Below are 23,507 nucleotides of genomic sequence, written 5' to 3' on the forward strand. Positions count from 1 at the left end.
CTAGGTGCTTCCAGGCGGGGACGGAGGGATCAGCGCAGGCGGTGGCGCTCGGCCTGCGGCCGTTGCGGAGGATGCGTACTCGTCGCCGACGGGCCAGATCGGCGTGCGGCGAGGGAGCGGATGCGTTCTTCCAGGGCACCGGCGACCTGCTTGGCGGGTACCTCCCGGGGAGAGAGGGTGATGAGGTCCGGGTTGCGAGTCGGGAGACTGGAAGGGCCTGCGGTGCGCGGCACCGGTCGGGGGTCGGCGAGCGCGGCGGTGAACGCGGTGATCAGGTGCGGTGGGGTGTGCTCGCTGAAGTGGGCTTGCCACAGGAGAGCCCGGAAGTCGCGGAGGGCGGTGTCGACCCACCAGGCCCCGGTTGTCTCGTCGGCCTCGACGCGGACGGTGCCGTAGGGTGAGGCCAGCTGGCGGTGGCTGTAGGCCGGAGACCAGCCCGCTGTCAGAAGCGGCTCCTGCGGATCCCAGTTGCCTGCCTGATCGGCAGTGGGATCGCTCAGCGCATCGGTGAACGCAGCGATCATTTCGACGGGGGTGCGGGCATCGAAGCAGGCGAACCAGGCGGGCCGGCCCGGCGCGGGGGCGTGCTGCAGAGTCCACCACCGCCCGTCGGGGTCGGGCTCCAGCCGCAGGAGAGCCTTCTGGTCGGGGCTGGAAAGCAGGACGCGGGGCATCAGGGGGTCGTGACCGTAGCTCCAGCCGCAGGCACGGTGGAGGGGGACGGTGATCCAGGCGGGATCACCGCCGCCGGCCAGGTGGCGCGGGGCGATGTAGTCGATGTCGACGTTGGCGGGGCCGTCGGGCATGGTCACCGTCCCCTCGCGCCATGTCCGCTGCGCCGGGACGTCAGGGCGGGAAGCTGCGGGTGCTTCGGCCGGGACGGTGCTCGGCGTGCGGCGGCCTGGATGTCGAGGATGACGCGGCCGTGGCAGGCCCAGTCGTCCAGATAGCTCCAGCACTCGGCGTGGTGCTCGTCCAGCGCGTCGACGTACGCTTCGCTGCCCGGTCCGGCGCCCTCGGGGAGCTGGGCCCGGGTCTGGCGCCACTGCGCGTCCAGGGTGTCGAGGTGGCTCAGTGCCTCCTCCAGGATGGTCAGTTGCCCGGGCCAGCTGTCCCGCGTGAGGTGTGCGGGCAGGTGCTGGAGCTGGAGCCGGGCGGTGGCCAGCAATTGGCGGGCGCCAGGGCGGAGGCCGGCGAACGCTGCGGCGGTGTCCGTGTCACGGACGGCGGCCCGGCGACCGTAGGCGTCCTCGTCGAAGGGCCAGCCGTCCAGGTCTGTGTTGCACTCGGTGAAGGCGTCCCAGGACGCCAGGATCCGTTCACTGTGGCGCAGGTAGCGGTTGAGGCGCCGCAGTGAGGCGCGGCGGCCGTGGTTCGTGGTGCGGGAGATGGAAGCATCCTTTGGTCAGCGGCGGGCGGCCGGCTGGACGACGGTGGTGGGCGCCGGGGCTGTCGCGGGGGCGGTCTGCTGACAGCGCACGGCGCGGGCCTGTGCTCGGATCGTCTTTACCCGGGCGGTGTGCGCGTCAACTACCTGCTGTGGGCGCAGCGGACTGGGCTCCTGGACGGCTCGGTGGTGAGCGGTGCGGTCGAACATGCCGCGCTGCAGGGGCCGGAGGTCGGCCAGGGCACCGAGGAAGGCGCCGGCCAGGTGATCGGGAACGTGCTCGTCGAGGAAGGCATGCCAGATCCGCGGGACCGGGAATGATTCGTCGCTGCTTGTCCTGACCTCGATGTGCCAGGACGGCCGTTCATGGAACTCACTGATGGGGCGGTGCTCGATGCGGCACAGCGAGTCCGGAGAGAGCGCTGTCCCGGCATCGTCGTGCTGCCAGCCTGCGCTGGTCACCGGCTGCCAGGGGTCCGACTGGGGTGAGGATGGTGCGATGAGGGCGTCGGTGAGGCCGGCGAGGACCTCGGCCGGCACGAGTTCACCGAACTCGGCGTACCAGCCATGGTCGTTGTCGCCGGGGGCGGCCCGCAGCCGCCACCAGGCGGAGGTGGCGGACTGCGGGTCGAACTGCAGGCGGTAGCGGTGATCGGGGCTGGCCATCACGATCTCGGCGCTCAGCGGGTCGGAGACCGTGGCCCATCCGGCCGCGGCCAGGCCGTGGGTGACGTGGCGGGCGTCTCCCGGACCGGCGAGGTAGCGAGGGCTGGTGTCGAAGGGGATCTGCCCGGCGTGCTTGTCGGCGAAGGCGTCGAGCTGGCGTTCGCTCAACGGCACCGGCTGCACCCCTGCTCGCTCTCGGCGTCGTCGTGGAGCGAGCGCAGCTCGTCCAGGACGTAGTGGAGGGTGTGCTGGTCGGTCTGCTCCCAGGCGGCGGAGCGCAGCTCGGCGATCAGGAGGTTGACGTGCGCTGTGCGTGGGATGGCCTGGTGTTCCTGGATGGTGCGGGCGAGGGCACGCAGGGTGTCGGCGAGCTGGACGGGCAGGCCCGTGTACTCGTCGAGGAGCGGTTCGACGAGGGCGAGGGCTTCGGCGGGGTCGGGGCTCTCGCGCAGGTACTCGGTGACGTCCGACAGCGTTTCGGTCAGGGTGCGCAGGGTTTCCGGGGTGGGGGCAGGCATTGGACTCCTTGAGACGGGGATGGAGGTCAGCGGCGGGTACGGGCGCCGCCGGCCGGGGTGTAGGGACGGGCGGTGGTGCGTGGCCGGGTGCTTCCGGCGGTGTTGCGGGCCCAGGTGGCGGCGCGGGCAGCGGTGATCCGGGCCTGTTGCCAGGCACTGAGCTGGGAGGGCTTGACGGAGACCGACCAGGTACGGATCTGGGCGCTGTGCGGGACGCGTCCGCGTGGGCGCATCACGGGGTCCGGGCCGGCGAGTTCGGCTGAGAAGGCTTGGACCAGGTGCATCGGCGTGTTCGGCGTGAAGTGGGCAGTCCAGCCGTTGCCCTGCTTGTCCTGCGCTCCGGTCCACCACATCGCCGAGCCGTCGACGCCCTGGTGGTACTGCATCCATGCGGTGCCGTCGGGGCTGGTCGCCGTATAGTCCTGGCCCTCGAACCGCGTGTGCCAGTTCTGCTCCTGCAGAGGTGCCCAGACGTTGGGGGCGTGCGCGGAGCGGGGACGGGTGAGGGCGTCGGTCAGACCGGCGACGATCTCCACCGGAGTCTGCCGGCCCAAGTGCGCAGACCACTCGGCGTTCGCCCCGTTTGCCCGGCCGTGGATGGTCCATCCACCGGGCAGGACGTAGGGATCGTAGGCGACACGGACGGCGCGGTCCGGGCTCTCCATGAGCAGCGGACCCCCCGTTTTGGACTTGTCCCGCCAGCCCGAGGCGCGCAAAAACTCCGAGACGTGCCGGACATCGCCCCCGCCGGCCAGGGCACGGGGCTGGACGAGGTAGTGCTGCTCGGCCTGCTCGCCCGGCCCCCAGCCCTGCCACTGCTTCTTCTTCACCGGCGCCGCCGTACGACGAGCGGTGCGGGCGCCGGGGGCTTCGCCGCCGCAGTGGTGGCGGGCTGGGTGCCGATGCGTTGAAGGGTGTCTTGGTGTTCGTCCAGGTCGAGGGTGATGTCGTGTAGTTCGTTCGCGGCGCGGCCCAGAGCGAGCCACACCTCCGCAGGGAGAGTGCCTTGCTCGGCCTGGTCCTTGGCGAAGTGGCTGCCGGTGGCGACGAGGTGGGTGACGCCGCCGAGGACTCCGGCGTCCGGGTCGAGAATGCGGGCGATGACCTGTGCGGCCTGGGGCGGGGGAAGCTGAGAGAGGTGGTCGGCGAGCTGGCCGAGCTGGCGGGTGATCTCGTCGGCCAGCCTCACCGGGTAGGGGGCGGGGTGGGACATGCTTCTCCAGGGCGGTGGACGGTCAGTGGTGGTGGCGCTACCCGACGCGCTGCGTCTCGATGAGGACGGCTTCCGGACGGGCGCCGGCCAGCGGGGCGGCGTGGTCGGGGCCGGTGGGAATGCAGGCGCGCAGATAGCGGCGGAACAGGGCCGTCGCGAGGCGCGGCTTGAGGCGGTGGCTGATCGGCGGGAGGGTGCGGACTGCTACGGGTTTCTCCGGGAGTCGGGGCGGGGCGGTGGGGGGGGGGCCGGGGGGGGGGGGCGGGGGCCGCCCGGGTGTTTTACGGGGTGCGGAGCGCGAGGGGGAACTGGCGGGCACCGGATGCTGTGGGGCGGGGGTGGCGCGGTTCGCCAGGCGTTTCAGTTCCTCGGCGTCAAGGTGGTCGGGCACGGTGTGCCAGATGTAGAGCGGCTCGCCCGTGGGGTACGCGTGGCCTTCGAGGCCGAGCTGTTCCAGCAGGTCGTGGAGCCCAGCGGAGGCGCCGGTAGGAGTGTCAGCGTGAATGTTGGTCGTCAGAGCCTTGATGTAGATCTCGACGTCCGTGCCGTACTCGTCGACCAGATTGGCCATACGTTTCTCTCCGGGGTCAGCGGCGGCGGGATACCGGGGACTGCGCGCGACCCGGTGCCGATGTGGTGGCCGGCGGCTGCGTCGGGCGGGCGGCGTGGTTGCGGGCGTGCAGGATGACGCGGGCGGCTTCGCTCAGGGAGTTGGCGGTGCTACCGAGCCGTGCGATGGGCTCGGGTTCCTCGCCGGGCGCGGCGCCTTGGAGATCACTGGAGGCGATTCAGGATCGGACGATCACTTCTCTGGTCAGGGGCAGTAGCCCGTGCACGGGCGCAGCGACCTCGGTCAGGACCTCGGCCACCGCGCTGCTGGTTTCGGCGGCCGAGGCCCGCTCGGCGAGTTGGGTGAGGTAGCGCAGGGCTGCGTCACGGTCGCCGTCGGGGGTGGCTGGCATGTTCAGGGTGGGAACGAGGTGGACGCTGTGGCCGGCGGCGAGCAGGGCGTGTGAGGCAGTGGTCGCCTTCAGGCGCTGCTGCTCGATGGGCAGGCCGTGCGGAAGACGGTGGTAGTCCCCGCGGGGCCCGGGAGCGGTGAGGAAGCCGCCGGTCCGCTGGAGGCTGTCCGCTGCCTGCTCGGTGCCCCCGATGGCCACGACCAGGCCGGTGCGGGAGTCCTTGGTGATGGTGACGTACTCCAGAACCCAGAAGTCGGGCTTTGTTTTGTTCATCGCGTTCTGGTGGCGGGTGTGCGGGCGCCGGCGGGGGCCGGCGGCATGGATGCCGGGGCTGCGGTGGGTGCGGTCCGGGATGCGGGGTGCTGGAGGGCGGTGCCGATACCGAGCGCGTCGAGCTGCGGGCCGATCTCGCGCAGCGCACGGGCCTGGGTTTGGGTGTCGTTGCCCTCCAGGCGGTAGATGCCGCTGTGCGGGTCCTGGACGAAGCCGTGGGCGGCGAGGATCGTGCGGGCCCGGTCGTCGGCGGGGGCGGTGGCGACGCTGCCGTCGGGCTGCCAGGTCAGGACGACCCGGTCCGGCTGGGAGGGCTGGATGCCGTCCAGGGCGTTGTGCCGGACCTGGGCGAGCGCACGGTCGTAGCGGACGAGCAGATCATTTGCGACCTGCTCGGCGCCGAGGAACGGGTCGTCGGTCAGGACGATGCCGTTGGGCTCGGGGACGGAATGGTACGCCTCGTCGGGCAGGGCGTGCGGGGCGACGGCGGCGAGGAGGAAGCCGTCGCGTTCGTCGTGCCGGTCGATCAGGACGAGCTGGGCGCCGTCAGGGCGGCTGAGGACGGCTGCCTGCTGCAGGGGGTGTTCGGCCAGGGAGGCGGCGACCAGGTCCAGGTCCCAGATGCGGTCGGTGAGTTCGGCGAGGTCGTCCTTGTCGTCGGCTGTCAGGTGGGTGCTGGTCCAGGTGTCGGGGAGTTCGCCGGCGAGGACGTCGGCGTAGGAGGCGAGGCGCTCGGAGGCGCTGTGGTCGTGCATGGTGTCCTTGGGCGGTTGCAGGGCTCAGCGGCGCAGGCGGGTGGCACCGACGGCTGGCGGTGCCGGGGCCGGCAGTGCACGCGGCGGGGGCGGGCAGGCGCACACCGTGGAGCGTTCGGGCTCGTGGTCGGGGACGTGTTCGGCGCAGGCGCGGCGGCCGGGGTGAGGGGCGTGCCGGTCGGCCAGTCGTTCGCGGGTGTGCGCGAGGTCGGAGTGGATGACGCGGACGTATGCGTCGGCGAGGTAGCGCAGACGCCGGGCGGTGTGCGTATCGCTCGCGTCGCCGAGGCCGTCGAAGAACTCCGCCAGGGCGCCGAGGGTTTCCTCGAACCCGGCGAGGATGCCGTCGTGGGGCGCGGTGAGTTCGGTGAGGATGTCGGCTGCCTCGGCGGTGTCGGTGGCCTCGCGGAGGCGTTCGGCGAGGTGGGAGACCGAGGCGCCGAGCGTGGGATGGCGCGCGGGGCGGGCTTCGGTGTCAAAGCGCTCGTCGCGGTCGACGTGGTACCCGACGGCCCGCAGGCGCCCTACGGCCTCGGTGGCGAGACGGGACTCGTCCGCCTCGGTCAGGCCGGCGGGGGCGCGGTGGTAGCTCTCGTGGAGGCGGACGACAGCGACGAATCCGGCGCGTTGGAGAATGCTGTGTGCCTCAAGGTCTCCGCCGCGGGCGAGGAGTTCGCCGGAGTGCGGGTCACGGCGGATGTCCAGGAAGCGGTCGGTGGTGCGGGGCAAGGAGACGTTTCTCCTACGGAGATCTGTGGGCGGCGCGCTGGGCTGCGGCAGGTGCGGCAGGTGCGGCGGCGGCTCGCGGCTGGACAAGGTGGGCCGCAGTGGCGTCCAGGTCCTGCTGAATCGCGTGGAGGCGGCGGGCGATCAGCTCCAGACGGTGCGCCGTGTCCGTGCCGGCAGCCCCCGGCTGGCGGGCGATCCGGTAAGCGGTGTGCTCGACCAGTCCGCGGACCGTGGCCAGCGGGCCGGCCTGTTCGTCGGCGAGCTGCGTGAGGACGCCGGCGAGCTGCGCCGATGCGGTCGGGACCGTACGGGCAACGGACCACTGCGTGGTGCCGGTGCGGACGGGGATCAGGTTCAGGTCCTGCTCGATGCGGCGCGCTTCACCGGTAAGGCGCTGCAGGATGTCGGCGGGCGGGGTGCGCCAGGTGCCGTCGAGGTGGACCAGGTTGGCGAGCAGATCCAGACGTCCGGGCTGGCCCTGGACAGCGATCCACCGCCAACCGTGCTCCGCGGCGCCGGGTACTTCGATACCAGCGGCCCGTGCGAACCGGCGGGCAGTTTCGGACCACTCGGGACCTGTCAGCTCCCGGTCGTCCGGGTGGAGCCGGACGTCGAGATGGAGGATCGCGTGCCGGTCGTCGTCCGGGCTGGCAGCGAACGGATGCTCCAGGTAGGGATCTTCGAGGTGCTCGGCCCACTCAACGGACGTCCAGGTCTTCTGCTCGTCGTCCGGGGTGTAGTAGTCCAGACCCGGCCAGTGGGCGACCACGGTGTACTCCGTCAGGCCCTCGTTCCGGGAAAGGGGCCGCCCGAGCGCCTCGGCCAGTGGTTCGCGCGGCGAGTGGGCCCTCGCGTGCAGGCGGGGGATCATGACGGCACCCCGCTCGACGTGCGGGTGGGTGACCGGTGCTGATGAAGGCCGCGGGCTGCACAGGTCAGGGAGCGCTCGCGGACCAGGTCGGCGTGAACCGATGTGTCTCCTGGCGGAAGACAGTCGATCGCCCTGTCGATGGCGCCCAGCCCTTCGTCGTACCGGCCCAGCCGGCGCAGGGCACCCGCCACGCGGAACAGGACGATCGGATCGGTGCCGGTGGCGAGGGCCGGCCGGGAGCTGAGGGCCAACAGACGCTCCGCGCCGTGGTCCAGGTCTTGGCCGAGCCACAGTCCGTGCAGCAGGACGTGCAGCGTTTTGGGGTGCTCCTCGGCCTCGGTGAGGACCTCGTCCATGACCGTCAGGCCCTCGGGGCGGGACTGGCCCAGCAGCGAGAAGGCGTACAGGGCACGGGTGTAGCAGTCCAGCGGCTGACGTGCGGTCTCCGCGAGGTGCTCGACGAGGCGCTGGAGGGTGGGGCAGCGGAAGTCGAACCGAAGGGCGCTCAGGTACAGATGCGCCAAGGTGCGGGCGGTGATCGGATCACGGTCTGTTGCGAGGACATCCTCCGGGGACAGCAGGCCCAGGACGCTGCGGCCGGCTGACCGTGCCGCCCAGGCAGCATCCGCGCACACCTCGGCTGAGGTCTTCCAGTCGGCCCGGATGCCGCGGAGGTCTTCGGCCAGGTGCAGCGGCCAGGAAGGATCGTCCGGAGCTGCGGTGGCTCGGCCCCTGGCCTTGTGGAGCGCCGCGGCACGGTCTGGGCGGTTCGTAGGGGGAGTCACCGGCCGCCCCTGGTGTCTGCGGTGTGCACGAGCTGGCCCAGGGCAGTGGTGGTGTACCAGCCGCAGTCGATCAGCTCGTCGCGGCCGGCGAACCGTGCGAGGAGGGCGTCTTCCATGGCCCGCAGGTAGATCAGGCAGTCCGGGCAGCGGCGCGAGAGGTGCACGAGGTAGCGGGGGTGAGCGGTGACGTAGGACTGAGCACCGCCGGTGGGATCACGCAGTCGCCATCCGTCCTCGTCGGTGGGGGTGTGCCAGGAGGGGGCGACGACGCGCATGGAGTCTCCCCACAGTTCTCCGCCGGCCACCCCCTTGAGGACGACGACGGTGTCTCCGGCCTGAAAGTGGGCGTGGGTGATATCTCGGGTGGGAGTGAGCGGGTCGGGGGTGAGGGCGATGACGGGGGTGGGCTGATGGTCCCAGGACGGAGGGAGCACGCGGTTCCTTCCACGCGATGGCTGGCGGGGTGGGAGCATCAATAGTCCGGAGGAACGCCGGTTTGGCTAACCGGCGTTTCCCGGCTATGTTGCCCCGTCGTCAGCGGAACGGGTTCTCCGTCCCGCGGTCCGCCTCGGTGGCTGCGTCGAGGAGTTCGAGCAGGTCAGTGCCTTCGGCGTCGCGCTGGTCGATCCACCATCCGGCACGGGTGATCGAGCGGGCCCTCTCCTCCAGCTCCGCCCAGTCCGCCTCGTCCCAACTGCCCTCTATTACCAGGACGGTGTGCGCGGCCGTCATCAGCTGATGGCGGGAGCGCTCACCCCAGTCCAGGGCCTTCTCCGGGCCCTCCAGCGGCGGCATCTCGAACTGCGTCGCCCAGGCAGCGGCTGCCTCCCGCTCCTCGGCGCGCTTCGCCGCGAGCCACTCCTCCTTGGACTCGGAGTCGGCGTCGCGCGCCGCCTTCCAGCAGTCGGTGCAGTCCTTCGACGCGAGCCAACGGGCGAAGCCGGCCCGCTTGTCGGCGGGGCGGTTGGACAGGTCATGATCTACCCGGTGGGAGCAGGCGTGCTCCACGGTCCAGTGCGTACTCACCCCCGGGGAATTCCGTTTGATGGGCGTTACGTTCGAGGTCGGGCTGCTGGTCTGGGGCTTCAAATCGAGTGCCTTTCGTTGACGGTTGGGGTTGCACGATTCGGACGCTTCCGCCTTCTGCGTCGTCTCAGCGGGTCCTGCGGATGGCGTCTGTGGCCGCCGTGGCGATGGCGACGGGAGCGCTGGAGGGCTGGGGCAGGTGCAGCAAGGTGGTCCCCGGCAAGTGGCGGGATTCCGCGGTGAGGGTGAGCTGGAGTACGGCGCAGCCGGCGGTCGTGAGCTGCTTGACGCGGTTGACGGCTTGAGCGGTTTCGTCGCTGCCGTACCGGGCGTCGGTGACGATCACGAGAAGGCGGCCGGCGCCGGGGCGGCTGAGTTCGAGGCCGTGGTCGAGTGCGTCGATGGCGTCGCCGAGGTTGTGGTGGCCGCCGGTGGCATCGAACGTCGTCACGCGCTCTGGTGCTCGGTGGGTGGGCCGGGTCAGTGCGGTCAGGTGCCTGTCGTAGGCGATGGTGGCGGTACGGGAGTCGGGGTCGGTCAGTGCTGCTGCGCGTGCCACGATCCAGGCGGCGGATGCGACGGGCGCGCAGGCGGCACGCATGGAGCCGGAGACGTCGACGGCGATACCCACACGCAGCGGTGGGGTGGGGGAGTTGCGGCGGCGGGTGTGGGTGAACGGCTCCGCGGTGGGGACCGACCCGGCCGCACGCTGAGCGTCGCGGGCGAGGGCCGCGCGCATGTTGAGGCGGCCGGGCGGGGTGGGGCTGGTGGTCCGCTCCTCGGTCCGCTCGCGGTAGGCGGCGGCACGCAGGGCGCGGCTCAGGCGCGCGGCGGCACTCTGCTCGGCGGCGGTGGGCCTGCGGGTGCCGGTGACCGGGTTGCCGGAGGGCGCCGGTGTGCCGTCGGGGTTGACGGTGGTGCCACGGGCGTTGAACACCGACTTGGCGGTGGCGGCGGCTTTGCGTCGCTGGCCGGCTCGCTGGGCGCGGTCCTGAGCCTGCGCCTTGGACCGTGACGCCATGGCGTTGGCCGCTGCGTCCTGTGCCGCGAGGTCGGCGGCGTCGGTGGCTGCAGTGCTGTCCATGACGACCCCTACGGCGCCGGACAGTAGATCAGAGAGGCCCTCCGGCACGGGCAGGGCGGGGGCCGCGGCGTCCAGAGCGTCGCACCATTGTTGACCGCGCGCGAGCATGGTCGTGGCGTCGTGGTCGGCGCACTGGTGGGCTGCGGTCCAGATGCGGGTGAGGGTGGTCAGCAGGTTTGCGCCCAGCACCTTTTCGCACAGATCGGCGACGGCCCGGGTCTCGCCGGCGTCCAGGATGCCGACGTCACGGCGGCCGAGGATCAGGGCCGCCACGGCGGCGGCCTGCTCGATGCCCTGGAGGGTGAGGTGGGCGATGTCGGGCATGACCAGGGTTCGGGCACTGGTGCGCAGGTACGTGCGGTCCGTGGGCCGCGTGATCAGGTGTGCGCCTTCGACGCGGCTCTCCTCCAGTAGGAGCGCGGCCTCGACGACACGGGGGTTCGCTCCGGCAGGCTGTGTCCAGACGGAGTGGGCCGCGTGCGCGGCCTCGTGGACGAACACTCCCCAGGCGGCGGGATACCGCTCCTCGTTGCCCACGATCCGCGGATGGATCTCGTGGGGCTGGAGGGGGGCGAACAGGCGGGCGTCGAACTCGACCTCGCCCAGGGTGGGGAAGAACGCGGCCGGTGCGCCGCTGCGCGTGCCGGGGCGGCAGGTGACGAGGAGGTCGTTGCGGCCGGAGAGTTCGACCAGCCGGTCGCCGAGTTCGGCTCCCACGCGCAGCCACGCGGCCGGGGAGGAACGGGGTTGCGCGGGCGGGGCGCCGTCGTCGTCCCATCGCGCGAGGTCGGCGTCGTCGTCCGGCGTGGTGGCGAGGGACTGGACATGGTGGTGGGCGCTCATCGCGGGCGGCCCCGGTGTGCGGAGCCGGTGCTGCCCGGGGGCTGCCGGGCGGCCGAGGCGGGGAGCTGCTTGCCGAGGGTGAGAGGAGCGATCTTTTTGACGCCGACAGCCTTCATGACGGCGTCGGCGACGGCGTCGCGATCCTCCACAGGAGCGATGCCTACCAGGTTCGCGAGCGCGGCCTTGGTGCCGAGGACGGCCTCGGTCTTCTGGTAGCTGAGCAGTTCCCGCAGTTGGGGGGCCCAGCCCAGCTCGCCGAGTTCGACCTGACGGGAGAGGTGTCGGGCGACCCGGACCACCCGGGCATCGATCCTCAAGGCCAGGGCGAGGTCATAGTCCGTGCCGATCTGGATCTGCACGCTGAACCGGCTCGCGAGCGCCTCCGTCAACACCGCGCCGTGGACGCCGGGATTGTGGCCCGCCACCACGTAGAAGCCCGGCTCGGCCTTGATGGTCTCGCCCTTGTGGGCCTTGACCTGGATCTGCCTGCGCCCGTCCATCGCGGGATACAGCGCCGCCAGCACCTTCGGTGAGATCAAGGTGGCATCGTCGATCAGCAGGGCGCGGCCCTCGGTCATCGCGGTGACCAGCGGACCGTACTGGAAGGCGTAGCCTCCGCTGTCGGCCTGCGTGTACTCGCCGATCAAGTCGCCGACCGTGGTGTCGCCGTCACCGGCGACGGTGAGCAGGTCCGGGAACGCCGCCTCGACCAGACTCGTCTTGCCGGTGCCCGGAGGGCCGTAGAGCAGCACCGGCACGTCGGCGTCGCGCAAGCGATTCAACGCCTCGACGTCGGGCAGATCGGCCAGCTCCCGGGGGTGGTAGAGCTGGCCCCCCGCGCGGCGGATCGGGCCGGTCTGCCTGGGCGTGGCTGCTGCGGTGTAGGTCGTACGGGCCGTGGCCGCCTGGGCGCGGGGAGAGTGGGTGCCCGGTGGGCTGATCACAGCGGTCTGCGCGGCTGCGGCGGTTTTCGCGTTCGCGCGGAACTCCGGTTGTCCGGTCCCGCTTTGATCGGCCTCGCCGCGTCGCACCAGGGTGAGGGCGGCGTTGCGTACGGCGCCGTGGGAGTGACCCAGCTGCCTGGCCATGTCCCCGATGGTGAGCCTCTCCGCCGGCCGGTCGGCCAGCAGTCGGGCTACCTTGGCTCGTAGTTCACCGCCCTTGGTGCGCGCTGGTCTGGTAGGCCCGGGTGTGGTCAAAACGAGACCCCTTCAACAGGTATGGGTAGGGGCGGGGTTGGCGATGCGCTGGAGAGGCTGGCCGCTCGCGGAGCGATCACGGACTGTGCCGACATCGGCGACCGGGCCAACCGGGGCGTACCGTCGGCGCTCACCGGCCGGCCGAGGGCTCGGTCCAGGTGCACGGGATGGCCGACGACGAGCAGCTCGCTGGCTGCCGAGCAGGCCCGTGCGTCCGCTCCGTACCGGGTTCCGTCGCTCGGCAGGCGCAGCCTGGCGTCTCTTCGAAGCCGTCCTGGAGCAGGATCCGCCGGGCGGCGGCGTTGTAGCCGGTGGTGGTGATTTCGCCGGTGATGGTGTGCCGGATCGGCATGAACGGCTCTGCTGGTGCTTCGGGCAAAGCGGATCTCCTATCGGTGGCGGGCGGTCATGCTGGCGCGGGGCGGCGGCGGAGGCGGTGTGGTGTCCACGGCCGGGCGCGGGCGGGTGCGCAGCACGGGGGTGCGGTGCGGGGGCAGGACGGCGACGGTCGCACCGAGGTCCTCGGCTGCCTCTTCGACTTCGCGGGTGAGGAACTCGATCTGCCGGCCCAGCGCTGAGAGGCGGGCGGCGATCTGACGGCCCTGCACGGTCTCCAGGGCGCTGGCGAACTGGCCGCTCGTCTCCAGAAGTTCCTGCAGGCGGACCATCGGGCCGGCGGCGTAGCCGCGCTGGACGGCGCCCAGGAGAGCGTTCGAGGCGTCACCGGCACTGTGGCCTTCGACGACGTCGCGGATGAGGTCCTGCAGGGACAGCTCCGGGGCCGGCGCCGGGCGGTTGAATCGGGAGATGTCCGAGCGCAGCACGCCGGGCGGGACCGGAGCGGGCAGGGCCTTGCCCGCCTCGTACTCGTGGGCGAAGTGCCCGATCACCTGCCAGCCCGGTACGCCCGGGTCGCCCCGCAGCGCGACCACTGTGGAGTCGTCGTCTTCGACCAGGTAAGCGAGGGTGATCGGCTGTCCGTCGGCGGCGTACCACGACTCGGTCAGCTCCAGCGCGCCACGCGCCTGCGCGGCCCGGGCCCTGTCGGTCCACAGCTGCTGTTCCTCGTCGGTCAGCGGAGCCTGGTGGTGCTGGCCGTCGCGCTGGTCGGCGAGGTTGCTGGCGATCGGGCTGTGGTCCGCCCAGGCGGTGAGGTGCGGCCACAGGGCCGCGTGCTGAGCGCGTTCGGCGGGGGAGCCGGGCGCGGCCGGCCGGTCGAGGGCCCTGCGGATTTCGGCGGCGGACGATGCCAGGCCGTCCAGGACGGCCCGCCACCCGGTCAGGTGCCGGGCGGGCGGCAACTCGTCGAGCGCGAGTCGGACGGCATCGAGGAGAGCCTCGGCGTGCGGGGCGAGGTGGGTGGTGTACGCCTCCAACGCCGCCTTGTCACGGTGGGCTCGTGCGGCTGCGGCGGCGTCTGCGTGGACGGAGCGGCCGTAGCGGTCGCGTGTCCTGTCGAGGGCGGCATCGGTCTCGCAGTCGATGACGGCCATCCGCAGCCGGAAGTCGCGTGCCTTGCTGGCCAGTGCGGACGCTGTCGGCAAGGGGCTGTCGGGGACCGGACTGTTCGCGGGTGTCATCGGGACCGCCCGCCGGCTGCGGCCGTCAGGTGGACGGTGGGAGCGTAGGTGGGCTTCGGCGGGATCGGCCGGGCCGATGGAGGGGAGGTGGCGGGCGGCGTGGAGCGCTGCGTCGTTCGGCCTGCGGCGGCCTGGGCGAGCCGGCTGCGGCGCTCCTGGAGTCCGTGGGGCCGGACGGGGCGCGGCGGGCCGGTGGAGAGGCCCGGGTTGAGGCGGATGTCGGCCTGCACGGTGTAGCCGTGGCGGCGAAGGTCGTGGACGGCCTGGCGGGTGCGTCGGACTCCGTCGCGCTCGGGCTCGCTGAGGCGGTACAGCCCGGGTTCACCGGGGACGGGCTCGAATTGCTCGCGCTCCAGGAACCAGTGGGCGAGGTGCTGGGGAATCGAGGAGGTGAAGGAGGCGACGAAGCCGTGTTCCTTGTGGTCTCCGAAGGAGAAGTGGGTGCCGGGTTGCAAGGGAGCGGGAGTCTCCAGTCGTTGTCGGGGTGGAACGGTCAGTGGCTGCGGTACGCCGACCGGGCCGCGGCGAGGGGGCGGGCTGGGGCTGCGACGGGGAGGGCCGGGCGGCGGTGGGGTGCGCTCAGGCGGGCCTGGCGCAAAAACGCTTCGCCGTCGGTGAGCCAGGTCTCGATCGCCGGCCACACGCGTGCTCGGCGCTCCTGCTCCGGCACGGCACCACCGTGGACGATCTCGTCGACCAGGGATTCCGCATCGATCACGGCGCCGGCTAGACGGGAGAGGGCTGCGGCGTCGTCGGGCCACGGGCTGTTCACGGGCCGGCACCGGTCGAGCAGCGTCGGGGCGTGGTCGACGACGATCAGGAAACGGCGCCAGGCGTGGTCGAGGAACAGCTCCGTCGAGGCGCTGACGGCGGCGGCGCTCAGCGGGGTGGCGTCGCTGTAGCGGCCGCTAGGCGTTCATGGCCTGCCAGGTGTCGTGCTCGCAGCGGATGTCCCCGAGCACGGCGGCGATGGCCGCCGTCTGGCGGGCATGGACGGCCTGCTCGTAGGCGGGAAGGTACCGGTCGGTGAGGGCCTGGGCAGCCCGCCCGGGAAACGGCGGCAGGACGATGCTGCGCGGAGCGTGGGGATCGCCGTAGCCCCCTTCGAGCCCTTCCGGCGAGAAGGCGCCTGCCAGGTAGTCGAGTTGCCGGCCGGGCCGCTCGATGAACAACAGCGTGGTGCCCTGCGCCGCGTCGGTGAGGACCGCGGCGTAGGAGATCCGCTCGCTCTGGACGGCGCGGCCGAGTTCGCCGCTGTCCCAGATCCACAGGACCAGATCTCCCTGCCAGGCAGGGTGCGCATAGACCTCGACCGAGGCGTGCCACTGGCCGGGCAGCAGGCGCGCGAGGTCACGGGCGGCGTCGCCGATGAACCGGCGGCTGCTCGTGTGCACGCTGACGCGGTGCCGCTTCGCGCAGGTGACCAGATCGACCACGGTGGTCTGGGTGCCGTCCGCGGGCAAATGCCAGACCCCGTCGTCGGCCCGCTGGAAACCACTCTCCGCGAGGGCGGTGTGCGCCCACGGGTACTGCTCGCCCGAGGCGATGGCGACGATCCCCGACTCCCGGCTGTGCGACAGGATGATTTGGGCCTCAGCCACGGGCCAGGTCCTCGCTACGGCGCAGGACGGCGCGCAGGCTGCGTCCGTACGCCCAGGCGTGCTCCCGGGCCGCCGCCTCCAGCTGGTCGTACCCGTTCTGGGCTGTCAACTGCCCGGGGTGCTTGCGGTATCTGTACACGGGGAGGGGCAGCAGGATTCCGGGAGCGAGCGTGGTGACGCCGAGGGCCGTGCAGTAGTCCTCGCCCTGGACGAGACCGCCCATCGGCGCGGCACGCACGAGGTCAGTGCGGGCGAGGATCGTGGTCGGCCCGATGGGGATCGTGTCCGCCGGCGACTTCCAATAGGTCCACACGTCGCCGGCCTCGTGCCGGCCGGGCGGGGTGGGGCAGCGCCACAGGGTGGTCGAGCCGTCGGGGTGCTGGTCCTCGCTCCAGCCCGCGCACCAGCCGACCCCGGTGGATTCCAGGGTGTTCAGCCGTACGGACATGGCGTCGTCGGTGAACTGGTCGTCATCGTCGGCCCAGTTGACGTAGGGGGTGCGCACGTGTGTGAGGGCCAGGTTCCTGGCGCAGGCGGCGCCGACCGGCCGGGGCAGCGGCAGTGTGCGGATGCGGGAGTCCTGCGCGAGCGGGGCCGGCAGGCGCTCGGGTGTGGTGCCGTCGAGCGCGATCACGGCCTCCCACGGCACGGACTGCCGGGTGAGGCTGGCGTGCATGGCGGTCAGGTAGTCGAGGCGGTCGTCGCACAGGCGGGTGGCGATGACGACCGTAATCAGGGGAGCGGGCAGGGGAGTCTCCGGCAATGTGGGGCGGTGAGGGTCAGCGGCGGACAGCCGTGCGGAGTCCGGGCGGCGCTGCTCCGGCAGCGGGCAGCGGCGTGTGCGTGGTGGGCGTCCGGCGTGTGGTGATGGCAGGCCAGTGCGCCGGGTGGTCGCTGAAGGGGGTACTGGGGTCGGTGTCCCAGGCGACGAGGGGGCCCGTGCCGGTGTGGGCCATGCTGATCACTTCGATGCCCTGCGGATGCAGGATGTAGTCCCACGGCATGCCCAGTTCGCCGGCGGTGGTGTCGGTGACCGTCATGCGCACGGGGGCGAGCCGTCCGGAGTGATCAGGTGATCGAGGGTTCGGCTGGGCCAGTGGTCGCCGTCGGTCAGCGCGGCCACGAGCGTGGGTGGGGCGTCGTCGAGGAGAACGGTGCCGAGTTCGTCCCAGCCGACGGCGATGCCGTCGATGAGGTGCTGGGCCATGGCCTCGACGTCGCGTGCGAACTTGTACTGGTAGGCGGCTAGGAGGAGTGGGAGGTGGTGGCTGGGCACGCCGTCGAGCTGGACGTGGATGCCGCTGTACCCCGTGCCGGCGGTGGGGCGGGCGATGAAGGAGTGTGTGAACAGGGAGTTCTCCGGAGCGAGCATGGGCGGGGGTGTTCGGCGGCCGTCGAAGTGGCGGGCCGGTGCGGTTACGCGCGGTGTGACCAGGAGGGGACCGGGGGGCCGGAGGCGTCGGTGCGGGCGCAGGTGTAGCCGATCAGGCGGGAGGGCTCGGCCTTCGCGGGGACGGTGGCGGCGTCGTTGCACACGAATGTGTACCGGATGGACATGCGGGGCACGTCGTGCAACCAGGCCCGGTCACCCATGCCGGGGTTGAGCTGCAACCCGGAGTGCGCGACGGCGTCGGTCTGGGTGTGCGTGTGGGAGAAGAGGATCAGCGCGCCGCCGTCTGCAGTCTTGAGGGCGTAGGCGTCCGTGAAGCGGTTGTCGGCTCCGTCGAAGACGCTGGTTCCGTTGTCACCGAAACGGGTTGCGGCATCGCTGTGGACCTTGACCTGCCGCTTGCTGGCCTTGGTCGGCGCGAACACCTTCGTCCCGGTGTTCGTTCCTCCGGTGGCGAAGTTGTCCAGCACGGCGGCACGCAGCAGGTCGGCGTCGGCCGCCAGATGCTTGTTGCCGTTGGCCGCGACGGCCGTCGCGTATCCCTCGCGGTCCAGGGCGACATCGGGCAGCTTCTGGCTGTCCAGGTCGACGACCGAGACCATCTCCCAGCGCTTGTGCCGGGGCCGTTCGGCGAACACGGCCAGACGCGAGGGGGCCTTGCCCTTCTCGCTGGAGAGGGCGGCGGCGAACCAGCGTTCCTGCCCGTCGGCCAGGCGGGGGATGTACAGCTTGGCGTTCGCTACGTCGTAGGACCACGCCTTGTACGGCTCGCGGTCCTTGGCGGGGAGCCCTTCGGTCTCGGTGTAGTCCGAGACAGACATGGCGTACAGCGGGCCGTCCTCGACCGTGTTGAGCAGGCGCCGGTTCCGGTCGGCGTTCGCGTCGTTGTTGATCTTCGAATAGTGGGTGATGACGTCGCGGGCCTGGGCGGCGCTGAGAGCGGGCACGGGCTTCGCGGCAGTATCGGCGCTGGGCGTCTTACGGGCCTGGTCGGGGGCGTCTTCGCCGGCGCAGCCGGTGAGGGCCAGGGTGAGGCAGACGGCGCCGGTGAACAGTGGCAGGGAACGGCGGGAGGTGCGGATGGAGGGCTCCAAGGATCTGCTGGGCGAAAGGGGGATCAGCGCGTACGGCTGGCCGTGGACGCGGCCTTCGCTGATGCCGGCGGAAGGGCCGAGCTCGTGCTGGGCGCCGAGTGGCGGAGGTTGACGCCGATGCCCTTGGCCGTGAGCTGCTGGACCACGCCGTGGACGCGCAGTGCGCGACCGCTGTCCCCGTACGCGGTGGGAAGGAGGAACGCCGCTTGGTGCGGGTGGTACTGGAAACCGTGGGCGTACAGCGTCATGCGGGCATCCACCGGCACGCTCTCGTACGGTGCGCCGAGGGCTCCGTCGCTGTACAGGGTCAGGGTGAGGACCTGCTCGACCTGCGGCGGGCCGGGCCGGTACGGAGGTTCTGGCTGGTTGGCTGCGTTCGTGAGCACTTGCTGCAGGGCGCGCTCGTAGCGGGGCAGCACCCGCCGGGCGACTCGCGACGCCGCACAAGCGGGATCCCGGGGAACGGCTATGCCGTTGGGTTCCTCGGCTGTGCCGAAGTGGTGGGGCTTGATGTGCGTGCCGGCGGGGACGAGTGGCGCGACGACGAACTGGTGCGGGTAGCGGGGCCGGTCGGTCACGTACAGCCGCTGGCAGGACGGCCCGTGGAGCACGGCGTCGTGGGTGAGGACGTACTGGCTGACGATGTACTCGACGTGACCGGCGTCCCAGAGCTGCTCGGTTCGGGGGAACTGGCCCGCATACTGCGCGTGGCGCTGATAGTCACTGGTCCAAAGGCCCGGCAGACGGTCGGCGAGACTGGCAGCGAAGGCGGACAGGTCGGTGCGGGGTGAGGGCATGTGTTCCTGGAGGGCGGAAGGGCTACGCGTCAGCGTGTGTGCCGTGGTGGTGCTGTCGGGAGGGCTTGCGGCGGAAGGGACGGCGTACGGGCCGGGGCGGAGGACAGCCGCGGCGCGGGCGCGAGCGGGGTGAGGGCCCGCATCCGGTCCTCGGTCACGTGCAGAACCTCACCGAGGTTACGGATCTCCGCGGCGGCATCGACGAGGTCGTAGGACAGGTCGAAGCCGTCATCCTCCTCAGCTTCCTTGGCCTTCTCCCCGGCTGCTTCGAAGAACTCGCCAAGCTGCGCCAGCAGGCCATTGACCGGGTCCAGAACCTGGTGCAACAGGGCAGCGGCATCCGCGTGGGACTCGGCTCCGTTGAGCCGGTCGGTCAGAGCGCGCAGCGCGTCGCCGTAGACATAGACGGTGGCACGGTCAGGCGGGCCGGGGACATCCCGGGTGTGGGGCTGGGGCGTCGTTCGAGCGGGGTGCACGTGAGAGCTTTCCTGGGGCAGGACGGGGTGTGGGAGCAGCCCGAGCTGGGTAAGGCGCTGGTCGATCGCCTCGATCAGGGGCGGCGCGCTGCCGCCGTAGCGGGCTTCTGGACGCTGGCGCGTACCGGTGCCCTCAGAGGGGGCCGAGTCGTAAAGGACCTCGAACAGCGTCTGGTCGTCGGGGTGCTCACGGGTCACGATCCAGCCCTCGGCATCTCCGGGCGGGCGCTCGGAAGACGGTTCCTGCGGCGGACTGATGACCAGGTAGCTGTCGTCGGGGAGCGCAACGCGCACCACGTAGGCGCTGAGCCCGAACTCGATGTCGCACACCAGGCCGCGCGCTCGCAGCGGCGTCGTGATGTGCGCGTGACGATGCCACAGCTCCTGCCACCACGGCGTGTTCACGTTGCGGTGGTCGGGAAGCGGCGCGAGCGGAGCAGCGCACGCGTCCGCGGCGTGTGCCTTGTCAGCGTCCACGGCTTCTCCCGCGGGACGCCGATCGGTGTGGCCGAGCTGGCTGGCAAGCTAGGTCGGCTTCCGGCTTCGGGTCCCGACTGCAGTCGAGTTCGTACTCGTCGCGGGCTGCGATCAGGTCGTCTTCCATCTGCACTTCACGGTCGGCGAGCTGCGCCATGAGGTCGTCGAGTTCGGCTCGGCGGTGCTGGTCTTCGGCCCATTTGGCGGCTTTCACATGAGGGGGGCGTTCCAAGAGGACTCCGTGTGTGGACGGGTGGGGGTGGACGTTGAAGGCCGTCCGGGATCGGGTTCGCGTGCGGCGAGCGGCACGGGGCTGCCCGTTGAAGGGCTATCGGCGGGGCGCATTGCCGGGGGCCGGAGGAGCGGGCGGCAGCCCCACGGCAGCCCCAGGCTCAGCACTTGCCGGCGCGGTGGGGGTGGGGGCCGGGTCGTAGCCAGCACGCAGCCTGCTCAGGCCGGCTTCGTCGACGATCGCCAGGACCGACAGCGCCCGGCTAGCCGCTGTCATCAGCAGGCTCGAGGGGGAACCCTTGGCAGCATCACGGTTCTCGCGCCGCCACCGGGCGGCGGCGACGAGGTAGTCACTCACGGCGCGTAGCGCGGGCTCGGCGGCATCCAGGACGTGGTCGGTGACCGCTTCGATTTCCGCCGGCGTCTGGGCCGCGGCGAGGGCATCCAGGTACGGGGTGAGGTCGGGGGTGGGCCAGGGCTGGTCGGGCAGCGGATGCGCCTTACGGAAAGGCTCTGCGTCGCGCCGTGCCCACCGTTTCAGGTCGCTGCGGGTGGCGAGGTTGTAACGGGCGGCGTGGATCTGGTCGGCGTCGCGGCCGACGTTGTCGTACAGGTCGAAGTCTGGGTCGCGTGGGGTGATGCGGAAGCCCTTCGGGCGGGTGCGGGGATGATGGCGTCGGCGGCAGCGAGTTGCGTGATGAGTGCCAGGCCCGCGAAGCCGTGGCACAGGGACACGTCCGCGGTCGCGCCAAGCTGACCGGGGTCGGTGCGGTCGGCATCAGGTTCTAGTGCTCGGTCGGCTCCTTGGCCAGCGGCACGCCGTCAGCTGTGTCGCATGTGCTCGGCTTTCGCGTGCAGGTGGCTGTTGCCGTCGTGGTGAAGGGCAGATGGCGCCCCTTGATGCGGCAGTGGCGGGCTGTGGGCGTCCGGTCACCGGCGAGTGCGGCGAGCAGCTGTGGACGGTGCGGGCGTGGCATGTGGGTGGGGGGTGGCGGTGGGCTTGTCCGCCGTTACCTGGCGGTAGGCGTTGATGGCTTCCCCGAGGCGGTCGACTGCATCAGCTCGACGTGCGGCGAGGATGTCGATCTGAGTGGCGGAGTGCTGCAGGACGCCCAGGGAGTTGATCGATGTCGTGCCGGCGACGGCGCGCGTCAGAGTGGTGGCTGCCTGCTGGGCGGCATCGGTGAATTGTCGGTGCACGTCGTCCAGGTGACGTGCGGCTCTGCCTACGAGGACAGCCAGCACCAGCTCGGTGCCCTCGTGGAGGAACCTGAGTTCTGACGGTGCCTTACCGAGGGCTTGGCGCACCATCTGGGAACCGGGTGCAGCGGAAGGCTGGGTGGCGGAGGTATTCATCAGGGTTAGTGGTCCGGAGAGTTGAAGGTGATTGCCACGGGGAGGGCAAGGCCGGGTGGGCCCGTGTGCGGAAGGCCAGGCCGATTCACGCAGTGTCGGAGTCGAGGTCGAGGTTCTCGAAGGAGCTCTGTCGGTAGCCGGAGACGGACTTTTCGAGCGTGGAGAGCCGCTTGCAGTGGGGGTTCTCCCGGTAGGCGTCGCTTCGGCTGCTGACGTGCTCCTGCTTGTGTGCTTCTGCCGTGGCGGTTCGGACGAAGTTTCGCGAGGAGATTCGGCCCCACCCAGATGCCGTTGCCGAGCTTCATGATGCTCTTGGGGTAGTACAGCCCATCGGTGGTGCGGTGACGGCGTGGATTGTGGCGTTCCCCGAGGTCTCGCATCAGGGCCTGGCCGGCCTTCTTGATAACCAGGCCGAGCAGTTCCTTACGCGGAGCAAGCCGCTCGCAGAGCGCTTTGAGAAGCTCGTCTCGGTGGATACGGCCGATGTCGGTGGTGACCTGCTCGGCGGCCTCCAGTGCGATCTTCCGGAGAACGGGGTCGGAGGTGAAGCTCACGGAAGGTCACGCTCCTCCCACACCGAAGCCATCTCGGCCAGTGCCGTGGCTGCATGCTCGATGACCTCTCGGGTCACGGCCCGGCCGGGCGGCGCGAACTCGGGGTCGTACTCAGTGCATGCGGGCGTCGGTGTCGAAGAGCGCCAGTTCGTGGCTGTGCAGGAGGTGCTGCACGATGAAGGATCGTCCGGCGACCTTCCACAGGCCCCGGCCGCGGTTGAGGTGGGCGATGGCGTCCATCTCAACGGAGGTCAGGCCGAGTAGGGAGGCCGCGGCGTGGAGCTGGTCGGTCTCCTGGCGGTAGATGATCCGGGTGGAGCAGTCCGCCAGGAGGCCCTCGGCCAGGGCGCGGCCTTTTGATCCGGCGTCGCCGGCGGTGAGCAGGTCGGACAGCCGGTGGATCACCATGAGGTTGGCGATGCCGAGGCCGCGGCTTAGCTTCCACTGGGACTGCATCCGCTGGAGGAGGCCGACGTGCCGCATCAGGCGCCATGCCTCGTCGTACACGATCCAGCGTCGGCCGCCGCCAGGATCGGAGAGGGCGGATTCCATCCAGGCGCTCGCGCAGGCCATCGCGAGAACGAGGGCGGTGTCGTCCCCGGAGCCGCCGAGGCGGGACAGGTCGATGGTGAGCATCGGCGCGCTCGGGTCGAAGCTCACGGTGGAGGGGGCGTCGAACATGCCGGCCAGGTCGCCGTGGACCAGGCGCCGCATGGCGTGGGCCAGGTCGCGGGCGGCGTCACCGAGCTGGCCCGACATCATCCCGGCAGCCTCGTCGAGGGCGTGAGGGTTGTTGAGGGTGGCGGCGATGTCGCCGAGGAGCGGGGTGCGGTGTGTGTCGGCGGCGCGGGTGACGACGGTGTCGAGGGCGACGTCCAGGGCGGTGTGCTCCATGGGCATCAAGTCCCGGCCCAGGACGGTCCGGGCCAGGGAGCCGAGCAGAAGCAGGCGCCGCTTGCGGATTTCGCCGACCCAGTCGGCCTCGGCCACGCTCTGTGGGCGCGGGGCTGCGTCCAGGGGGTTCAGGCGTCCGGGCAGTCCGGGACTGAGGGCGACGGACCGGCCGCCGAGGGCTTCGGCCACCGGAGTCCACTCGCCCTTCGGGTCGCACGGTACGTAGACGCGGTATCCGAAGGCGACTGACCGCAGCGCGAAGGACTTGGCCAGCGCGCTCTTGCCCTGGCCGATCACGCCGGCGAGAAGCAGGTTCGGGTTGGTGAACCCCTCGACCTTGCCGTACAGCGCGAACGGGTCGAAGACGAATGACGCCTCGGCGTGGACGTCGCGACCGATGTAGATGCCCTCGGCGCCGAGTCCGCCTTCGGCGAGGAAGGGATAGGCGCCGGCCGCGACGGCGGTGGTCATGCGGTGGGCGGGAAGTTTCAGCCGGTTCCCGCGGGCGGAGGCGGGCCCAGGGCGCCCGCTCGGTGGGTAGAGCGAGGCGGGCATCTGCTGCTCAGAGCGGGTGCTTTCGCTCTGGTGGGCACTGGCTTCCGCGCGGGCTTTGGCGGCGGCCTCGGCGAGCTGGCGGCGGGCGGCCTTGCGGCTGGCGCGGTCGGTGCCGTGGGGGGTGAACAGCGGGCTGGCGGACGCGCGGCGGGCGCGACGGGCGGGCCGGTGGCTCATCGGGGGCCCTCAAT

Annotated in this window: 30 protein-coding genes; all 30 read right to left on the bottom strand. The window is 71.3% G+C overall.

Features of this window, described 5'->3' with window-relative positions:
- Positions 1-29: 29 nt before the first annotated feature.
- The 30 genes from HTV45_RS16080 to HTV45_RS16215 all read right to left on the bottom strand — a co-directional run bounded on the left by HTV45_RS16080 (position 30) and on the right by HTV45_RS16215 (position 23,493).
- Positions 30-806: a DUF317 domain-containing protein gene (locus tag HTV45_RS16080; protein ID WP_215206468.1), complete on the bottom strand. Its 777-nt coding sequence runs from the start codon at positions 804-806 to the stop codon at positions 30-32.
- Positions 807-808: 2 nt separating this feature from the next.
- Positions 809-1,168, bottom strand: a complete 360-nt coding sequence (locus HTV45_RS34285; RefSeq protein ID WP_251692171.1) for a hypothetical protein — start codon at positions 1,166-1,168, stop codon at positions 809-811.
- Positions 1,169-1,405: 237 nt separating this feature from the next.
- Positions 1,406-2,227, bottom strand: coding sequence for a DUF317 domain-containing protein (locus tag HTV45_RS16090; protein WP_215206469.1), 822 nt, complete (start codon positions 2,225-2,227; stop codon positions 1,406-1,408).
- Positions 2,218-2,571 carry a hypothetical protein gene (locus HTV45_RS16095; protein ID WP_215206470.1) on the bottom strand — a complete coding sequence of 118 codons (354 nt, stop codon included), beginning with the start codon at positions 2,569-2,571 and terminating at the stop codon, positions 2,218-2,220. Before HTV45_RS16095 ends, HTV45_RS16090 begins: the two co-directional genes overlap by 10 nt.
- A gap of 26 nt (positions 2,572-2,597) precedes the next feature.
- Entirely contained in the window at positions 2,598-3,401 is an 804-nt protein-coding gene (locus HTV45_RS16100; RefSeq protein WP_215206471.1) for a DUF317 domain-containing protein, read from the bottom strand.
- On the bottom strand, positions 3,398-3,784 hold the full coding sequence (locus tag HTV45_RS16105) for a hypothetical protein (RefSeq protein WP_215206472.1): 387 nt from the start codon (positions 3,782-3,784) through the stop codon (positions 3,398-3,400). Before HTV45_RS16105 ends, HTV45_RS16100 begins: the two co-directional genes overlap by 4 nt.
- Before the next feature lie 37 nt (positions 3,785-3,821).
- Positions 3,822-4,355, bottom strand: a complete 534-nt coding sequence (locus HTV45_RS34290; protein ID WP_251692173.1) for a hypothetical protein — start codon at positions 4,353-4,355, stop codon at positions 3,822-3,824.
- A gap of 217 nt (positions 4,356-4,572) precedes the next feature.
- Positions 4,573-5,019 (bottom strand): hypothetical protein, encoded by a 447-nt coding sequence (locus HTV45_RS16115; RefSeq protein ID WP_251692174.1) that lies wholly within the window; start codon positions 5,017-5,019, stop codon positions 4,573-4,575.
- Positions 5,016-5,774 carry a hypothetical protein gene (locus tag HTV45_RS16120; protein ID WP_215206473.1) on the bottom strand — a complete coding sequence of 253 codons (759 nt, stop codon included), beginning with the start codon at positions 5,772-5,774 and terminating at the stop codon, positions 5,016-5,018. Before HTV45_RS16120 ends, HTV45_RS16115 begins: the two co-directional genes overlap by 4 nt.
- Positions 5,775-5,798: 24 nt before the next feature.
- Positions 5,799-6,503, bottom strand: coding sequence for a hypothetical protein (locus tag HTV45_RS16125; protein WP_215206474.1), 705 nt, complete (start codon positions 6,501-6,503; stop codon positions 5,799-5,801).
- Between the two features lie 13 nt (positions 6,504-6,516).
- Positions 6,517-7,374: a relaxase/mobilization nuclease gene (locus tag HTV45_RS16130; protein ID WP_215206475.1), complete on the bottom strand. Its 858-nt coding sequence runs from the start codon at positions 7,372-7,374 to the stop codon at positions 6,517-6,519.
- Positions 7,371-8,159, bottom strand: coding sequence for a hypothetical protein (locus HTV45_RS16135; protein ID WP_215206476.1), 789 nt, complete (start codon positions 8,157-8,159; stop codon positions 7,371-7,373). Before HTV45_RS16135 ends, HTV45_RS16130 begins: the two co-directional genes overlap by 4 nt.
- A complete protein-coding gene (locus HTV45_RS16140; RefSeq protein ID WP_215206477.1) occupies positions 8,156-8,593 on the bottom strand; it encodes a hypothetical protein in 438 nt (145 codons plus the stop codon). The genes HTV45_RS16135 and HTV45_RS16140 overlap by 4 nt, the downstream gene beginning before the upstream one ends.
- 100 nt (positions 8,594-8,693) lie before the next feature.
- Positions 8,694-9,185 (bottom strand): hypothetical protein, encoded by a 492-nt coding sequence (locus HTV45_RS16145; protein ID WP_308309671.1) that lies wholly within the window; start codon positions 9,183-9,185, stop codon positions 8,694-8,696.
- Between the two features lie 127 nt (positions 9,186-9,312).
- Positions 9,313-11,112, bottom strand: coding sequence for a VWA domain-containing protein (locus HTV45_RS16150; protein ID WP_215206478.1), 1,800 nt, complete (start codon positions 11,110-11,112; stop codon positions 9,313-9,315).
- Positions 11,109-12,200: an AAA family ATPase gene (locus tag HTV45_RS16155; RefSeq protein WP_215206479.1), complete on the bottom strand. Its 1,092-nt coding sequence runs from the start codon at positions 12,198-12,200 to the stop codon at positions 11,109-11,111. Before HTV45_RS16155 ends, HTV45_RS16150 begins: the two co-directional genes overlap by 4 nt.
- A gap of 241 nt (positions 12,201-12,441) precedes the next feature.
- Positions 12,442-12,663: a hypothetical protein gene (locus HTV45_RS16160; protein WP_189906652.1), complete on the bottom strand. Its 222-nt coding sequence runs from the start codon at positions 12,661-12,663 to the stop codon at positions 12,442-12,444.
- Positions 12,664-12,700: 37 nt separating this feature from the next.
- Entirely contained in the window at positions 12,701-13,891 is a 1,191-nt protein-coding gene (locus HTV45_RS16165) for a hypothetical protein (protein WP_215206480.1), read from the bottom strand.
- Positions 13,888-14,346 carry a hypothetical protein gene (locus tag HTV45_RS16170; RefSeq protein ID WP_215206481.1) on the bottom strand — a complete coding sequence of 153 codons (459 nt, stop codon included), beginning with the start codon at positions 14,344-14,346 and terminating at the stop codon, positions 13,888-13,890. The genes HTV45_RS16165 and HTV45_RS16170 overlap by 4 nt, the downstream gene beginning before the upstream one ends.
- Positions 14,347-14,384: 38 nt before the next feature.
- Positions 14,385-14,609 (bottom strand): hypothetical protein, encoded by a 225-nt coding sequence (locus HTV45_RS34295; protein ID WP_251692175.1) that lies wholly within the window; start codon positions 14,607-14,609, stop codon positions 14,385-14,387.
- Between the two features lie 190 nt (positions 14,610-14,799).
- Positions 14,800-15,492 carry a hypothetical protein gene (locus tag HTV45_RS34300; RefSeq protein ID WP_251692176.1) on the bottom strand — a complete coding sequence of 231 codons (693 nt, stop codon included), beginning with the start codon at positions 15,490-15,492 and terminating at the stop codon, positions 14,800-14,802.
- On the bottom strand, positions 15,485-16,228 hold the full coding sequence (locus HTV45_RS16180) for a glycosyltransferase family 2 protein (protein ID WP_215206572.1): 744 nt from the start codon (positions 16,226-16,228) through the stop codon (positions 15,485-15,487). The genes HTV45_RS34300 and HTV45_RS16180 overlap by 8 nt, the downstream gene beginning before the upstream one ends.
- A gap of 43 nt (positions 16,229-16,271) precedes the next feature.
- On the bottom strand, positions 16,272-16,532 hold the full coding sequence (locus tag HTV45_RS35040) for a hypothetical protein (RefSeq protein WP_308309674.1): 261 nt from the start codon (positions 16,530-16,532) through the stop codon (positions 16,272-16,274).
- The gene (locus HTV45_RS16185; protein ID WP_308309675.1) at positions 16,529-16,864 is read right to left on the bottom strand and encodes a hypothetical protein; all 336 of its coding nucleotides are present in this window, start codon (positions 16,862-16,864) and stop codon (positions 16,529-16,531) included. Before HTV45_RS16185 ends, HTV45_RS35040 begins: the two co-directional genes overlap by 4 nt.
- 44 nt (positions 16,865-16,908) lie before the next feature.
- Positions 16,909-17,976: a hypothetical protein gene (locus HTV45_RS16190; protein ID WP_215206482.1), complete on the bottom strand. Its 1,068-nt coding sequence runs from the start codon at positions 17,974-17,976 to the stop codon at positions 16,909-16,911.
- A gap of 23 nt (positions 17,977-17,999) precedes the next feature.
- Entirely contained in the window at positions 18,000-18,773 is a 774-nt protein-coding gene (locus tag HTV45_RS16195) for a hypothetical protein (RefSeq protein ID WP_215206483.1), read from the bottom strand.
- 29 nt (positions 18,774-18,802) lie between these two features.
- Positions 18,803-19,726, bottom strand: coding sequence for a hypothetical protein (locus HTV45_RS16200; protein ID WP_215206484.1), 924 nt, complete (start codon positions 19,724-19,726; stop codon positions 18,803-18,805).
- A gap of 328 nt (positions 19,727-20,054) precedes the next feature.
- Positions 20,055-20,684: a hypothetical protein gene (locus HTV45_RS34305; protein ID WP_308309678.1), complete on the bottom strand. Its 630-nt coding sequence runs from the start codon at positions 20,682-20,684 to the stop codon at positions 20,055-20,057.
- A gap of 203 nt (positions 20,685-20,887) precedes the next feature.
- On the bottom strand, positions 20,888-21,313 hold the full coding sequence (locus tag HTV45_RS16210) for a hypothetical protein (protein WP_215206485.1): 426 nt from the start codon (positions 21,311-21,313) through the stop codon (positions 20,888-20,890).
- A 665-nt stretch (positions 21,314-21,978) separates the two neighbouring features.
- The gene (locus HTV45_RS16215; RefSeq protein ID WP_215206486.1) at positions 21,979-23,493 is read right to left on the bottom strand and encodes a VirB4 family type IV secretion system protein; all 1,515 of its coding nucleotides are present in this window, start codon (positions 23,491-23,493) and stop codon (positions 21,979-21,981) included.
- Positions 23,494-23,507: the final 14 nt, after the last annotated feature.

The organism is Streptomyces sp. CHD11, assembly GCF_018638295.1.
Taxonomy (GTDB): Bacteria; Actinomycetota; Actinomycetes; order Streptomycetales; family Streptomycetaceae; genus Streptomyces.